Here is a 13,816-nt window from a genome sequence, read left to right as displayed (position 1 = left end):
CGTCACCCTCCTAGGACCGCGACCGCCGCGACTTCTTGCGCGGCGGGGGCAACGCCCCCTCGGCCCGCAGTCGGGCGGCGTACTCGGCGAGTGCATCCACGAGGTCCGGAATGGACGCGTTCTCCGGCTGCACGTCGACGCGAAGCCCGAATTCCGTTGCCGTTTCCGCGGTCTTGGGACCGATGCACGCAACGATGGTGCGCGCGTGCGGCTTTCCGGCGATACCGACGAGATTGCGGACCGTCGAGCTCGAGGTGAAGCAGACCGCATCGAAACCGCCGGTCTTGATCATCTCGCGGGTCTCGGCGGGCGGCGGGGCCGCACGCACCGTGCGATAGGCGGTGACGTCGTCGATCTCCCAGCCACGCTCACGCAGTCCCTCCGAGAGGGTCTCGGTGGCGATATCGGCCCGCGGCAACAGGATTCGGTCCACCGGATCGAACACGTCGTCATACGGCGGGAAGTCCTCGAGTAGACCGAGTGAGGACTGCTCCCCCGACGGCACGAGCTCGGGATTGATCCCGAAGGCCCGCACCCGCTCGGCCGTGGCCTCTCCGACACAGGCGATCTTGACCCCGGAGAACGCTCGCGCATCCAGTCCGAACTCGGCGAACTTCTCCCAGACCGCGCGCACCGCGTTGGTGGAGGTGAACACCACCCACTGGTAGCGTCCGTCCACCAAACCCTTGACGGCCCTTTCCATCTGAGCCGGACTGCGCGGCGGCTCGACCGCGATGGTCGGTACTTCCTTCGGGATCGCGCCGTGCCCGACGAGGCGCTCACTCATGTCGGCGGCCTGATCCTTGGTGCGCGGCACCAGAACCGTCCAGCCGTAGAGCGCGCGCGACTCCCACCAGGAGAGCTTGCCGCGCTGGCTGACGACCTTGCCCACGGTGAGGATCAACGGACCGGTCAGCGCGTTGCCCTGCTCGTTGAGCGTGGCCAGCGTGGCCTCGATGGTCCGCTGCGCGCAGGTGGTGCCGTTGATGGTGATCGCGACCGGTGTCTGCGGGGCCAGCCCGTGCTCGGTCAGTGCACTTGCGGTCTCGGCCAGGTGCCCCGACGTCGCGTGCAGCACCAGCGGTCCCGGTGACGCGGCCAGCGCCGCCCAGTCGACGCCCTCGGCGCGGACGTCGGCCACGGTGTGACTGGAGCCGAGCGGCATACCGGCGTAGCTGGGCACCACCGAAGCCGCGGGCAGGCCCGGCAACACCTCGAAGGTGACCGAGGTGCGCGCCACGGCATGGACCTCGGTGAGCACCGAGTCGGTGGTCAGTGGGTCCCCGGAGACCACGCGCACCACGTCGTCACCGGCCTTGGCGGCCGCGACGAGGGTCTTGGCGACCTCACCGGGATCGCCGAGCGCCGGGCGAACCACCTGATCGGCATCGGTATCGGCGTGGTCGGCCTCGACGCGCTGGTCGGCGGCCGACTCGGAGTCGGCGGGCTTGGCCTCGGTCGCGGCGCCGTCGGCGGCCACGTCGGACCCCGACTTCTCTGCGCCCGACTTCTCTGCGCCCGACTTCTCTGCGCCCGCTTTCTCTGCGGTCTGCTTCGCCGGTTTACGCCGGTCGTCGGCGGGCTCCTCGCGGTGCGCGGCACCGATCATGGCGACCACCGTGGCCGGTACGTCGGGGTCGACGTAGGCAGTGGTCGCGGAGGTGATGACGCTCCGCGCCCGGACGGTCAGCAGGTCTGGGTCCCCGGGGCCCGATCCCACGAAAAAGATCCGCCCCGGATTGGCCTTCTTGGTCGTACGGCTCATGCGTTCGCACTCTCCTGCCCTCATCCGCTGAGAGCTGTGTGTTCCTCACCGGAACTAGGAAGAGTCGACGAGCTCGCCCGCTCCCAGTTCCAGCAGTTCGGCCGCGAGATCCCTACCCAGTTGGTCGGCACGATCCACCGGACCCACCACCGAAGCGCGGATCACATCGGATCCGTCCTCGGCCGCCACCGCCGCCCGTAGCGACAGTTCGACGAAGATGCGCCCGTCGTCATCGAGCGACTCGACCACCTCGGCGATCGCCCCGACCGGAGCGGTGCACCCGGCTTCCAGCGCCGCGAGCACCGCGCGTTCGGCGTCGACCGACGCACGGGTGGACTCGTCGTCCAACTCGGCGAGAGTTCTCACCAGTTGGGCATCGTCGGAGCGACACTCGACGGCCAGCGCCCCCTGCGCCGGTGCCGGCAACAGGACCACCGGGTCGAACGCCTCGGTGACCTCATCGGCCCTTCCGATTCGAACGAGTCCGGCACGCGCGACGACGACCGCATCGAGTTCGCCGCTGGCGACTTTGCCCAACCGAGAATCAAGGTTGCCTCGTAGGGGGCGGATTTCCAAACCGAGACCCAATGCTTTAAGCTGTGCCGCCCGCCGCGGGGCCGAGGTACCGATCGTGGATCCCGGCGGCAGCTCCCCGAGCACCTGTCCACCCTTGCTGACCAGGGCATCTCGCGGATCCTCGCGGGGCGGGACGGCCGCGATGACCAGCCCCGGATCTGGAGCGGTGGGCAGATCCTTGTAGGAGTGCACGGCGACGTCGATCCGCCCGTCGTGCAGGGCGTTGCGCAGCGCGGTGGTGAACACGCCGACGCCGATCTCGGCGACCGGGGCCGCCGATGCGTCGCCCGCGGTCTTGATGATCACCGATTCGGCCGGGTGGCCGGCTGCGATGAGGGCGTCGATGATGGTCTGGGTCTGGGTGCGGGCCAGCAACGACCCCCGGGTGCCGACGCGGATGACGGCCCGGTTCTGCGTATCGCTCAACGTTCTCCCTGATCGGGGGTGGAATCGAGACCGGTGTGACGTGCACTCCCGGCCTGGCCCAGCCCGGTCTCGGGAGCACTGACGGCCTCGGCCGAGCCCGGTTTGAGCTCGAACAGCTCACGCAGCGCCTCGGCGTAGTGATCGCCACCGGGCGTCGAGGCGAGTTGCTTGACCCGCACCGTCGGCGCGTGCAGCAGCTTGTCGACGACCCGGCGCACCGCCTTGGCGACCTCGTCGCGCTGCGGATCGTCGAGCCCGGGGAGTTTGGTCTCCAGACGCAGGATCTCGGCCTCCACCACGTCGGCGGCCCGCTGCCGCAGCGCCGCAACGGTCGGGGTGACCTCGGCCTGACGCTGTGCGGTGAGGTAGTCGGCGAGTTCGCCCGCAACGATCGAGCGGGCGGCGAGGGTGTCGTCCTCGGCGGCCTTGGCCTCGGCGTGCCCGCGGAGCCCGGCGATGTCGACGACGTGCACGCCGGGCAGACGCGCGGCGGCCGGATCGACATTGCGCGGCAGTCCCAGATCGCAGATGACCAGCGGGTTGTCGGCGTCGGCTCCGCGCGCGGCGAGCGCCGAATGCACGTCACCGACCCCGATCACCGAGCCGACCGAACCGGTACAGGCGACGACGACATCGGCGTCGGCCATCACCGCGGGCAGATCGTCGAAGCCGACGCCGTCCACCTCGATGCCGTGGTTGGCGGTGACATTGCCGGCCAGGTGCTCGGCATTGGCCACGGTGCGGTTCACCACGGTCAGGTGGGTGACGCCCTCGCGGGCGAGTTGCGCGGTCGCGAGTCCGCCCATCGCCCCGGCGCCGACGACGACCGCCGAGGTCATGGGGCTGTTGAGCAACGACTGGGCACGGTGCAGGGCCACCGACACCACCGACGCACCGGCCCGGTCGATACCGGTTTCGGTGTGCACGCGCTTGCCCACCCGCAGCGCCTGCTGGGCCAGTTCGTGCAGCACGCGGCCGGTGCTGCGGTTGGCGTCGGCGTCGAGGTAGGCGTTACGAATCTGCCCGAGGATCTGCTGTTCGCCGACGACGAGCGAGTCGAGGCCGGCCGCGACGGTGAACAGGTGCTCGACGGCGGCCTCGGAATAGCGGACGTAGGCGTGGCGGGTGAGGTCGTTGACGCTCATGCCCGAGTGGTCGCCGATGACCTTGCCGACGGCCTCGAGCGCGGGGTGGAAGGCGTCGACGACGGCGTAGATCTCGACGCGGTTGCAGGTGGAGACGAGCATCGCCTCGGAGATGGCCAGCGAACCGAGCAGTTCGTCGACCAGTTTGGGCCGGTCGTGGTCGGAGACCGCGATCCGCTCGAGCACCTCAACGGGTGCGCTCCGATGCGAAACACCGAACAACAAGACACTCACGCCGTCACCGTTTTCATATCCCCTACCGGTCCGCCACTGCGCGCAACTGATCGGCGTTGCGGGCACCGAGCGGGCCGCGCGACGCCGTGAAGGCCAATACCTGCAATTCCAAGGCTAGATCAACCTGCCGGACGACGACATCGGAGTCGACGACGAGCCCGACCGGCGTCACATTGAGAAGCTGCCGCACGCCGACCGCGGCGAACGCGTCGGCGACGCGTTGTGCGTGCTCATCGGCGGTGGCGACCACGCCGATGTCGACCGATCCGAGCGACGGATCGGCGCACACGGTCTCGATGTCGTCGAGCGCGGCCACCACCGGCGTGTCGGGGGTCAGTCGCCGTCCGATGGTGTCGGGGTCGTCGTCGAACAGTGCGGCGACGACGAAGCCGCGTCCGACACCGGTGTGGGCGAGCAGCGCGCGCCCGAGACGGCCTGCGCCGGCGAGGACCACGGTGGCGATGGTGTCGGTGTGCAGCGCGATGGAGATGCGGGCGGTGAGCTTGCCGACGTCGTATCCGACGCCACGCACGCCATTGGCCCCGACATACGACAGATCCTTGCGCAGGATCGCCGGATTCACGCCCGCAGCGGTGGCCAGCTGGCCACTGGAGGCGACGAGAACGCCGCGCCGGGAAAAGGACCGCAGGACGTAGAGATAACTCGCGAGACGGGCGACGGTGGGGTCGGGAATGTCGCCGGACTCCGAACTGACGCTCACTGCCGCACACCCACTCCCACACACCCGGGCAGGCGGCCGTCGTCGCCCGCGTCGATGCCGATCAGCGTATACCCGGGTCACGTCGCGGCCGGGCACGACCCCGCCGATCTCCGCGCCCGGGCCACGATCAGCGCCGGGCGAGATCGGCACGCAGCCGGGCCTCGTCGACCTCCCAGTAGCCGTGTTCCTCTCCGTCGAGCAGGATCACCGGCAGTCGATCGCCGAACTCCGCGCGCAACCCGACATCGCCGTCCGCCGCGGCGGCATCGACGTCGACGACCTCGAGATCGACGCCCTCCTCCGCACAGATCCGCGCCAGTTCGTCGGCGGCGCGCGCACACGCCGCACACCCGTCGCGGCTGAGCAGGGTGACCGTCATGATGGGCTCCTCTCGACACCGGCCCCGCGCAGGGGCGACCGGCCTCATCTCGTCGACCCGACGAGGTCGATGAGGACCAGTCTGCCGTCTGGTCACTTCGACCCCCCGCTAGGCTGTACCCGTCGAGCCCCAACCGCCCGTACGGGCCGTCGCGGAGGTGTGAACTGTGGGTGTGACCTCTGACGGTGACACGAATTCAACCGGTGACACGAACCCGGCCGAGGTACCCGGTACCGGGGGAAATCCTGCGGAGCCCTCCGGCGACGATTGGGAAGCCCACGCCGACCTCGTCGACGGTGGCGTGCACTCCGAGGACGACGATCACGGCGATGACCCCGACGACCACGACGCCGACGACGAGAGCCATCGGGTCACCGCGTGGCTCACCGAACGCGCCAGCGCGGCCGGCGGGCGCTTCCGGCAGACCGCACAGGAGTTGCGGCAGTCACTCGCCGGCGAGGCCAGCGCGAAGGCCGCCGTGGACTCATTGCGCGCACGCCCACCGGCCGACGGCAGCCCGGAGGCACCCCGCGATCTCACCGCGGCCGCATTCTTCGACGTGGACAACACGCTGGTACAGGGCGCCTCCATCGTGCATTTCGCACGCGGTCTGGCGGCCCGAAAGTACTTCTCCTACAGCGACATCCTCGATTTCGCCTGGACCCAGGCGAAATTCCGGATCACCGGCAAGGAGAACGCCAACGACGTCGCCGAGGGGCGCGAGAAGGCGTTGAGCTTCATCGCCGGGCGCCCCACCTCCGAACTCGTCGAACTCGGCGAGGAAATCTACGACGAGTACATCGCCGACAAGATCTGGCCCGGCACAAAGGCTTTGGCACAACGCCACCTCGACGCCGGCCAACAGGTGTGGCTGGTGACGGCCACCCCCGTCGAACTCGCCCAGACCATCGCCACCCGACTCGGACTGACCGGCGCGCTCGGTACCGTCGCCGAGAGCCACAACGGGGTGTTCACCGGACGCCTCGTCGGCGACATCCTGCACGGACCCGGCAAGGCGCATGCGGTGCGCGCGTTGGCCATTCGCGAGGGCCTGAATCTCAAACGGTGCACCGCCTACTCCGACTCACACAACGATGTCCCGATGCTCTCGCTGGTCGGCACCGCGGTCGCCATCAATCCCGATGCCGATCTGCGTGACGTCGCCAAGGTCCGCGGCTGGGAGATGTACGACTTCCGCACCGCCCGCAAGGCCGCGAAGTACGGCGCCGGAACGGCGTTGGCTCTCGGCGCGGCGGGCGGTGGGGTGGCCGCGGCCACCCGGCTGTGGCGACGGCGCTGATCTCGCCCGGCCCCGCGCCCACCGACCGACCACCGGCCCACCGATCCCGCGGTCAGAGTGTGACGACCTCGCTGGCCGGGTCGATGAGCACCTTCGCATGGTGTTCGGCCGAGCCGAGGGCATCGAAAGCCGCTGCGACACCGTCCAATCCGATGGTCGCGGTGACGAGCGGGGTGACGTCGACGTCGCCGCCGGCGATCATCTGCAACGTGTCGTGGAACTCGGCCGGGTCGTAACCGAAGACGAACCTTAGCTCGAGTTCCTTGTTGATGCCCATCGCCGGGCGGATGGCGTCGGATTCCATGCAGACCCCGACCACCACGATCCGCGAGCGCAGCGGCGCGCCGGTCATCACGTGCTCGATCATGCCGGGCACACCGACACATTCGAAGACGACCGGTCCCTTCGGGGTGGCCCCGAGTTTGTCGGCGAGATGAAAGACCGAGGCCCACGGCACCACCGGGATTCGGCGCAGGGTGCGCATCCCGTCGAAGGCGGCACCGAAAAGATCCGACGCCCGCGACATGTACCGACCCTTGTCGACGACGGCGTCCCACGGCGAGTCCACGGTCGGGTCGACGACGACGTCGGCACCGACCTGTCGCGCGAGATCACGCCGGCCCGCCGACAGGTCGCTGGCGATGACGGTCCGCACCCCGGTGGCCTTGAGCATCAAGATAACGGCCAAACCGATGGGGCCGCAACCGATCACAACCGCGACGTCACGGCGACCGACCTCACCGCGGCGCACCGCGTGATAGGCGACGGCCATCGGTTCGGTCAGGGCCGCCTCGTCGAGGGAGACATTGTCGGGGACCTCCATCGTCATGTCCTCGGACACGATGACGAAGTCGGCGTACGCACCGGGGGCGTGTTCGGACAGGCCCGTCAGATGCGGATCAGAGCCGTGGCGCACCATCGGCAACGAGACCACGGCGGTACCCGGCTCCCACTTCTTGCGGCATTTGGGTCCGTAGGCGACGACCTCGCCGACGAACTCGTGGCCCATGATCACCGACTGCTCGGACCGCATGAATGCGTCGTAACCGACGGCGGCGGCGACGTCGGCGGTCTCGTCGCCGTGCAAGCGAGCGTGGAGATCCGACCCGCAGATGCCGGCCCGGCGGACCCGCAGCAACACCTCCCCCACGCCCGGTTCGGGCGCACTCACATCCTGCACACTCAATTGCCCCTGGTGACAGACGACGGCGCGCATCAGGCGAAGATCCTTCCGGAGATCGCGGCGAACTCGGCGTCGGTGACGACCCCGGCGTTGCGCAGTGCGGTCAGCGACACCATGAGTTCCGACCGCGCGTCGCCGGCCGGTTCCGCGGGCGCCGGTGCGGCCGGTGCGGGTGCCGGTGCGGCCGGTGCGGGTGCCGGTGCGGCCGGTACCGGCGCGGCCGGAGCTGCGGCTCCCTGGGCAGCCCAACGCTGCTGCTGGCGGCGCTGCACGCGGCCGTGTACCGAGCTGGCGACGGCCGCCCGGCCGGCGGTCCTGAGCAAACTCATGTCATTTCCCTTCGGTGGCGTCGAGCGATTCGGTGGGCTCGAGCGATTCGGTGGGCTCGAGCGATTCGGTGGCGTCGAGTGCATCGGTGGCGTCGAGTGCATCGAGGAGTTCGTCGACGACGATGGGACCCTCGGCGACGACGATCCCGCCGTCGGCTTCCCACCGGCGCACCGGCTCGACGATGGACAGGTCCTCGTAGACCACGACCACGGCCACGCCACCGGGTCGCAGGGTCTGCGCCGCGGTCGCGACGTCGTCGGCGTCGATGAGTCCGGTTGTGGCACCGGCAAAGTCGGGCATTCCGGCCTCGGCGGCATCGATCACCGCGACCGCACCGTCGGCGGCGCGCCGGACGAACTCCACGTCGAGGATTCGGATGCGTCCGGCGTCGGCGAGATCGGCGAGGGAGGTGAATCCGGAGGCCGGAAGCGGAAGCGATTCGAAGGTGATGACGACGTAGTTGAGCGGACCCAGTTCCGCATCGAAGGACATGCGCCCAATCTATACCGGCCCGCATACGCCCGGATGTGGGCTTCGAGGGACCGCGTCAGCCGAAGTAGACGCTGCCGCGCCGCGAGAGCATACGGAACAGCGTCTGTTGGATCTCCTCGCGGACGTGGTCGGTGAGGTCGAAGACCACCATCGGGTCGTCGGCGGAGGAGGCGTCGTAGCTGTCGGTCTCGATGGGTCGACCGAAATGGATGTGCCACTTGGACGGAAGCGGGATCAAGCCCAGCGGGCCGAGCCACGGAAAGGTCGGTGTGATCGGCACATAGGGCAACCCGAGCACCCGTGCGAGCGGCTTGAGGTCGCTGATCATCGGGTAGATCTCCTCGGAGCCGACGATCGACACCGGGACGATCGGGGCGGCATTGCGCAGCGCGGTGGTGACGAAACCGCCACGACCGAACCGCTGCAACTTGTAGCGATCCTTGTAGAGCTTGCCGATGCCCTTGTACCCCTCCGGCCACACCGCGGTGAGCTCGCCCTGGCGCAGCAGGCGGTCGGCGTCGGCGGTGCATGCCAGGGTGGCGCCGATCCGGCGTGCCACCTCACTGACGCCCGGCGAATCGAATGCCATGTCGGCGGCCAGGATTCGCAGATAACGGCCGGTCGGATGATTGTCGCGGACGGCCAGCGAGGTCATGATCGCGTCGATCGGGATCGACCCGGCGTGGTTGGCCACGAGCAACGCCCCGCCGTCGACGGGCAGGTTCTCCACCCCGGTGACCTCGACCCGGAACCACTTCTCGTAGACCTGCCGGATCGCGGGGAACCACACCGACTCGGTGAAGTGCGGATCGAAACCGAAATCGTCGACCTCATAATCCCCGGTCATCCGCTCTCGGATGAAACCCGCTGTGGCGGTGAGGGAATCGGCGACGGCGTTGCGGATGCCGCCGAGACTGAACAGCGGCGAGGGCCGCACGCGCCCGTGCTCGACGCCGAGACTGTCGTCGACGGTGATCTCGTCACTGATGGGTGTCACCGACGCGGGCTCCCGACCGAACCCGTCGGTGTTGGGATGGCCCAGCGGCTCATGACGGGGCGACTCGGTCGGACGGACCGGACCCGGTTGCTGGCTGGGATGACGGCCCTTGCCGGCGTCGAGGCCGGACTGTCGGTCGGACGAGGGTGCCGAGCTCGCGTAGAGCTGGATGACCTTCGCGGTGCGCGTATCAGGTACCGGACCACCCGCCACGCTCTCACCCCACAACCCTGATGTCGATGTGCCAATCGGAAATTGTCTTCACTGTCTACGCGTCAACGATAGCCCTACCATGGGCGGCGTGTTCGACACCGGACGAACTGCTGACCACCCATGCTACTCGGGTTGCAGAGGGGTTGCATGCCATACGCGGTGGGGTCGCAAGGAACCGGGACATCGCTTGTCACACGGGACTTTCGGCGTCACATCCATCACGTACGCCGCGAACCCGACCCGGGCGTCAGCGCAACTGCAGGGCGGTCCGCACGACGCTGCGTTCGAGTCCGCGCCAGCGGTCGGCGCTGATGACCGGGGTGACCCCGCTGCGCGCGATGTAGTCGTCGAGGGTCTCCAGGGTCGTGTAGCGCGGTGCGAATCCCAGTTCCGATCGCATCCGGGTGGTGTCGAGCACCCGGCCGTAGGTGAGGAACTCGGTTTGTGAGCTACGGAGTTTGGCCGACCGGAGGTCCTGCAGCACCCCGGTGATCGGCGCGAGCAGACGCCCGGGCACGGGCAGTTCGAGGTGCCCGGTGCGCCGCACCGCCTGCGTCAGGGTGACCACGCCGTCGCCGGCGACGTTGAACGTGCCCGGCCGGCTCGCCAAGGTCGCGTGTTCCATCGCCGCGAGCGCATCCTCCTCGTGCAGGAACTGCAACCGAGGCTGGAACCCGAAGACCGTCGGCACCACCGGCAACGAGAGATACGAACTGATCCGGGTGTTGATCCGCGGCCCCAGCATCGCCTGCAGCCGCATGATGGTGACCTCGATGTCCTGGCGCCTGCGCCCGAGTCCGCGGAAGTATCCCTCGACGTCGAGCAGATCGCGGCCGTAGCTGCGGGTGGGTTCACGCTTGGCGGGGATCTCCTCGGAGAAGTGCGACGGATCGCTCGCACTCGCGCCGTAGACCATCGCCGTGGACCGCAGGATCACACGCTTGACCGACGGGCTGCGCTGGCACGCCGCGCACACCTGCATGGCGCCGACGACGTTGAACTCCTTGATCGCGGCCGAGTGCGGCGCGGTGTCCATGATCGACGTCGCGGCATGGACGACGGTGTCGACGTCGTAGTTGGCGATGGCCTTGGCGATCGCCGGCCTGCGGATGTCGAGCCGCAGGAACTCCGCGCGGCCCATCCGTCGCATCAGATCCTTGCGCGGCACGCGCGAATCGACGGCGATCACCCGGCGGATGTCGGGGTTGGCGGCCAGCCGGGCCACCAGATAGCCCCCGAGAAAGGTCGAGGCGCCGGTGACCAGAACGGTCCGCGGCGTCGAATCGGTCGCGTCGGTCATGGCATCAGGCTAACCCGAGGGCGCGCCCCTCCACCGGGCGAGCAGGTCACCGGGCACGACGCCGGCACCCTGGTCGCGCAACGACAAGAACCCGCACGACGGCGGGTTCTTGTGGTGCGTGGCCGGGCCACACCGATGTTGCGGCGCCGAAGCCCTCGAGAGGGCCCGGCGATCAGCTCACTTACCGAGCTTGCGACGCTGCACCCGGGTACGACGCAGCAGCTTGCGGTGCTTCTTCTTCGACATGCGCTTGCGGCGCTTCTTGATCACTGAACCCATGGGGTGCTTCCTCACTTCACGTGCAATGTTCATCGAGCCCGCAAGTGCTGCGGGACGGTCGCCGTGCGTCGTGACCGCCGTCGTGGTGAATCCCGACGGATATCCGACGCGGACGGGCGAGCCGGTGCGGCGTAGCCGAAGTCCCACCTTACCGGCCGGACCCCGTCAAACCGAAATCACCGGCGTCCGACCATCGCGGCGTGGAGCGGGCCGCACGCCCGAGGGTCTAGCCCGCGTCGAAGTAGGACGTCTCCAGGTAATCGTGCACGGCCTTGGCGTGCACACGGAACGACCGGCCCACGCGTACGGCAGGCAGCTCACCGTTGTGGACCAGGCGGTAGACGGTCATCTTCGAGACCCGCATCAGCGATGCGACCTCGGCGACGGTCAGGAACTGCGACCCGGAAGCCGCGTTGCCGACCGATGCCGACCTGTCTCCTGGAGTCTCTGCAGGTGCCATGAAATTCTCATACCTCCGGAGCACGCGTCGCGGCCGCCGGCTTCCCCTCCGGCGGACACCAGACACGCACGTGCTTAAAGGAGCTTAGCGTGGCTGATGTGAAAAAAGCGACGTGAGTGGCCAGGAAATTACCGTTTTGCCGTACTCAACCACAACATACTGGGGTTTCTCGAGTAACAACCACTAATCGTGGGGCCAACGGGTCGGCGTGTCAGGGTTGTGAACCCTCAACGTCAGCTCGACGTCCAGCGCGTGCACTGGCGTCGGCGGCGGCTTCGGTCGCCTCGTAGAACGCCCCACGCAGCCCTTGGGTCTCCAGGGTGCGCACGGCTGCGGCGGTGGTTCCGCCCGGCGAGGTGACCGCCGCACGGAGATCGACCGGGGAGAGTCCGGAGTCGCTGAGCAGTACGCCGGCGCCACGGATGGTCTGCACGACCAGGGTCGTGGCCTGTGCGCGAGTCAGGCCCAACGAGACCGCGGAATCGATCATCGCCTCGGCCATCAGGAAGACGTAGGCGGGCCCGGACCCGGAGATCGCGGTGACCGCATCCATCTGCTTCTCGGGTACCACCGCGACGCGGCCCACCGACTCGAGGAGCTCGACGACCGCCCGCAGTTGCTCGTCGTCGACGTGGCGTCCGGCCGCGACCGCCGACATGGCCTCGTTGACCAGCATCGGGGTGTTGGGCATGACGCGCACGACCGGCGAACCCGCCTGCAACATCTTCTCGTAGCGGGCCAGCGGAATGCCCGCGGCGAGGGTCACCGTCACACGTTCGGACTCGGCGTCGTCGTCGGCGGTGGCGAGTTTGCGCAGCACACCCTCGACGTCGTCGGGTTTCACCGCCAGGAAGACGAACTGCGCCGAACTGACCGCGGTGGTGACGTCGTCGGTGACGAGGACCCCGTACTCGTCGGCGATCTCGGTGGCCCGCGCCGGGACACGTTCGACGACGACGAGGTTCTTTGCCTGTTTGCCGGCGGCGATCAGTCCGGCGAGCAAGGCCTCGCCGATCTTGCCGCCGCCGACGATCGCGATGCGCTCGGTCACTGGTGGGGTACGCCTTTCTCGTTCACGGGTCTGCTGGGTCGGGTCTTCTGGCGGGTCGGGTCTTCTGTGTCAGAACTCTTCGGCACTCGCCCGGCCGGGATCAGCGCGAGCTGACGTGACTGGGCCACGACCGCACCCATCGAGTCCACCACGAGGTGGTCCTCCTCGAACATCCCGGGGCCCACCTCCAGACTCGTCGCGGCGAAACGCAGCCAACCCGGGGCGGGCTCGCGACGGATGTAGGTGGTCAGCTGCACGGTCGGCGCCCATCCGAACACCGCGAGGTTCATCACGACCGGCGGCGAGATGTCGCACACCAGTACCGCGAAGTCCGCGTCGGGTTCGGCACCCTTGGGGCGGCACCAGCCGCGCACCACCGGATCGCCGGTCTGCCCGCGTGCCGCCGGGAAACTGTGCGTGTCGAGAGCGGTGTCGAGGGCCGCCCCGAGATGGATGACGTCGGCCATCGGCGAGTCCGCGATGCGGAGGGCGTCGGCGGCCGGTGTCGGGGCGAGGTCGTCGAGCACGTGGGGCGACGAATGCCGCGAGTGACCGGTGTCCGGGCGGGCCAGCGTCACCGACGACGACACCATGGTCCGGCCGTTCTGGGCGAGATCGACGTGCAGCAGGGTCACGGTGCGGCCGCGTTTGCGGACGGTCGCGGTGACCTCCACCGGCGCCGGATCGGGCGCGGCGAGATAGTCGCTGGCGATCGCGACCGGCACGAGGTCGGCCGCATGCAGCGCGGTGTCCGGGCTGCTGGGAGCGAGATCGTCGAACGCGCGCGAGGCCGCCCGCGCGATGATCATCTGCATGGTGCCGCCGTGCACCTTGGGGCCGATGGTGAACGCCGGATCGATCGAGGTGGCGTAGGTGATCGACGGTTGTTCCGCCGGGGCCGTCGGCGCCGCGACCGGACCGCCCGTCACGGTGAGGTCCAGCAGTTCGGTCAGCTTCGGGCTCAT

15 protein-coding genes are annotated in these 13,816 nt (G+C 68.8%); 1 reads left to right on the top strand and 14 read right to left on the bottom strand.

Going from position 1 to position 13,816, the window contains the following annotated elements; all coding sequences use genetic code 11:
• Positions 1-10: 10 nt before the first annotated feature.
• The 5 genes from AC5ZH6_RS05345 to AC5ZH6_RS05325 form a co-directional block, all read right to left on the bottom strand.
• Positions 11-1,765 (bottom strand): bifunctional uroporphyrinogen-III C-methyltransferase/uroporphyrinogen-III synthase, encoded by a 1,755-nt coding sequence (locus AC5ZH6_RS05345; RefSeq protein WP_496168574.1) that lies wholly within the window; start codon positions 1,763-1,765, stop codon positions 11-13.
• Between the two features lie 54 nt (positions 1,766-1,819).
• Positions 1,820-2,767, bottom strand: a complete 948-nt coding sequence (gene hemC, locus AC5ZH6_RS05340; RefSeq protein ID WP_006372717.1) for a hydroxymethylbilane synthase — start codon at positions 2,765-2,767, stop codon at positions 1,820-1,822.
• Entirely contained in the window at positions 2,764-4,146 is a 1,383-nt protein-coding gene (locus tag AC5ZH6_RS05335) for a glutamyl-tRNA reductase (protein ID WP_020172274.1), read from the bottom strand. The genes hemC and AC5ZH6_RS05335 overlap by 4 nt, the downstream gene beginning before the upstream one ends.
• Positions 4,147-4,168: 22 nt before the next feature.
• Positions 4,169-4,867: a redox-sensing transcriptional repressor Rex gene (locus AC5ZH6_RS05330; protein ID WP_006372719.1), complete on the bottom strand. Its 699-nt coding sequence runs from the start codon at positions 4,865-4,867 to the stop codon at positions 4,169-4,171.
• A 127-nt stretch (positions 4,868-4,994) separates the two neighbouring features.
• The gene (locus AC5ZH6_RS05325) at positions 4,995-5,246 is read right to left on the bottom strand and encodes a glutaredoxin family protein (RefSeq protein ID WP_006372720.1); all 252 of its coding nucleotides are present in this window, start codon (positions 5,244-5,246) and stop codon (positions 4,995-4,997) included.
• Between the two features lie 166 nt (positions 5,247-5,412).
• Between AC5ZH6_RS05325 and AC5ZH6_RS05320 the strand changes: the two genes are divergently transcribed.
• On the top strand, positions 5,413-6,546 hold the full coding sequence (locus AC5ZH6_RS05320; protein WP_035728847.1) for an HAD family hydrolase: 1,134 nt from the start codon (positions 5,413-5,415) through the stop codon (positions 6,544-6,546).
• A 52-nt stretch (positions 6,547-6,598) separates the two neighbouring features.
• On the opposite strand, the gene AC5ZH6_RS05315 is transcribed toward AC5ZH6_RS05320, so the two are convergent.
• The 9 genes from AC5ZH6_RS05315 to AC5ZH6_RS05275 all read right to left on the bottom strand — a co-directional run bounded on the left by AC5ZH6_RS05315 (position 6,599) and on the right by AC5ZH6_RS05275 (position 13,816).
• The gene (locus tag AC5ZH6_RS05315) at positions 6,599-7,762 is read right to left on the bottom strand and encodes a zinc-binding dehydrogenase (RefSeq protein ID WP_006372722.1); all 1,164 of its coding nucleotides are present in this window, start codon (positions 7,760-7,762) and stop codon (positions 6,599-6,601) included.
• Entirely contained in the window at positions 7,762-8,058 is a 297-nt protein-coding gene (locus tag AC5ZH6_RS05310) for a hypothetical protein (RefSeq protein ID WP_006372723.1), read from the bottom strand. The genes AC5ZH6_RS05315 and AC5ZH6_RS05310 overlap by 1 nt, the downstream gene beginning before the upstream one ends.
• A gap of 1 nt (position 8,059) precedes the next feature.
• Positions 8,060-8,551, bottom strand: a complete 492-nt coding sequence (locus AC5ZH6_RS05305; RefSeq protein ID WP_496168572.1) for a hypothetical protein — start codon at positions 8,549-8,551, stop codon at positions 8,060-8,062.
• 55 nt (positions 8,552-8,606) lie between these two features.
• A complete protein-coding gene (locus tag AC5ZH6_RS05300; protein WP_014359011.1) occupies positions 8,607-9,761 on the bottom strand; it encodes a lysophospholipid acyltransferase family protein in 1,155 nt (384 codons plus the stop codon).
• A gap of 247 nt (positions 9,762-10,008) precedes the next feature.
• On the bottom strand, positions 10,009-11,061 hold the full coding sequence (locus AC5ZH6_RS05295; RefSeq protein WP_006372726.1) for an NAD-dependent epimerase/dehydratase family protein: 1,053 nt from the start codon (positions 11,059-11,061) through the stop codon (positions 10,009-10,011).
• Between the two features lie 177 nt (positions 11,062-11,238).
• Positions 11,239-11,340: a 30S ribosomal protein bS22 gene (locus AC5ZH6_RS05290; RefSeq protein WP_003402602.1), complete on the bottom strand. Its 102-nt coding sequence runs from the start codon at positions 11,338-11,340 to the stop codon at positions 11,239-11,241.
• Between the two features lie 226 nt (positions 11,341-11,566).
• Positions 11,567-11,800 (bottom strand): helix-turn-helix domain-containing protein, encoded by a 234-nt coding sequence (locus AC5ZH6_RS05285; RefSeq protein WP_006372728.1) that lies wholly within the window; start codon positions 11,798-11,800, stop codon positions 11,567-11,569.
• A 211-nt stretch (positions 11,801-12,011) separates the two neighbouring features.
• The gene (proC, locus tag AC5ZH6_RS05280; protein WP_496168568.1) at positions 12,012-12,851 is read right to left on the bottom strand and encodes a pyrroline-5-carboxylate reductase; all 840 of its coding nucleotides are present in this window, start codon (positions 12,849-12,851) and stop codon (positions 12,012-12,014) included.
• Positions 12,848-13,816 (bottom strand): thioesterase family protein, encoded by a 969-nt coding sequence (locus AC5ZH6_RS05275; protein WP_496168567.1) that lies wholly within the window; start codon positions 13,814-13,816, stop codon positions 12,848-12,850. Before AC5ZH6_RS05275 ends, proC begins: the two co-directional genes overlap by 4 nt.

It is taken from the genome of Gordonia sp. YC-XJ4, from assembly GCF_059511865.1.
The sequence above is the reverse complement of the archived record's forward strand: the minus strand, read 5'-3'. Positions and strand labels throughout refer to the sequence as shown.

Bases quoted from the DNA above. Each gene is read 5' to 3' on its own strand.
- AC5ZH6_RS05345 (WP_496168574.1), bottom strand. From the start codon at position 1,765: ATGAGCCGTACGACCAAGAAGGCCAATCCGGGGCGGATCTTTTTCGTG.
- AC5ZH6_RS05325 (WP_006372720.1), bottom strand. From the start codon at position 5,246: ATGACGGTCACCCTGCTCAGCCGCGACGGGTGTGCGGCGTGTGCGCGC.
- AC5ZH6_RS05315 (WP_006372722.1), bottom strand. From the start codon at position 7,762: ATGCGCGCCGTCGTCTGTCACCAGGGGCAATTGAGTGTGCAGGATGTG.
- AC5ZH6_RS05310 (WP_006372723.1), bottom strand. From the start codon at position 8,058: ATGAGTTTGCTCAGGACCGCCGGCCGGGCGGCCGTCGCCAGCTCGGTA.
- AC5ZH6_RS05305 (WP_496168572.1), bottom strand. From the start codon at position 8,551: ATGTCCTTCGATGCGGAACTGGGTCCGCTCAACTACGTCGTCATCACC.
- AC5ZH6_RS05295 (WP_006372726.1), bottom strand. From the start codon at position 11,061: ATGACCGACGCGACCGATTCGACGCCGCGGACCGTTCTGGTCACCGGC.
- AC5ZH6_RS05290 (WP_003402602.1), bottom strand. From the start codon at position 11,340: ATGGGTTCAGTGATCAAGAAGCGCCGCAAGCGCATGTCGAAGAAGAAG.
- AC5ZH6_RS05285 (WP_006372728.1), bottom strand. From the start codon at position 11,800: ATGGCACCTGCAGAGACTCCAGGAGACAGGTCGGCATCGGTCGGCAAC.
- AC5ZH6_RS05275 (WP_496168567.1), bottom strand. From the start codon at position 13,816: ATGAGCCCGAAGCTGACCGAACTGCTGGACCTCACCGTGACGGGCGGT.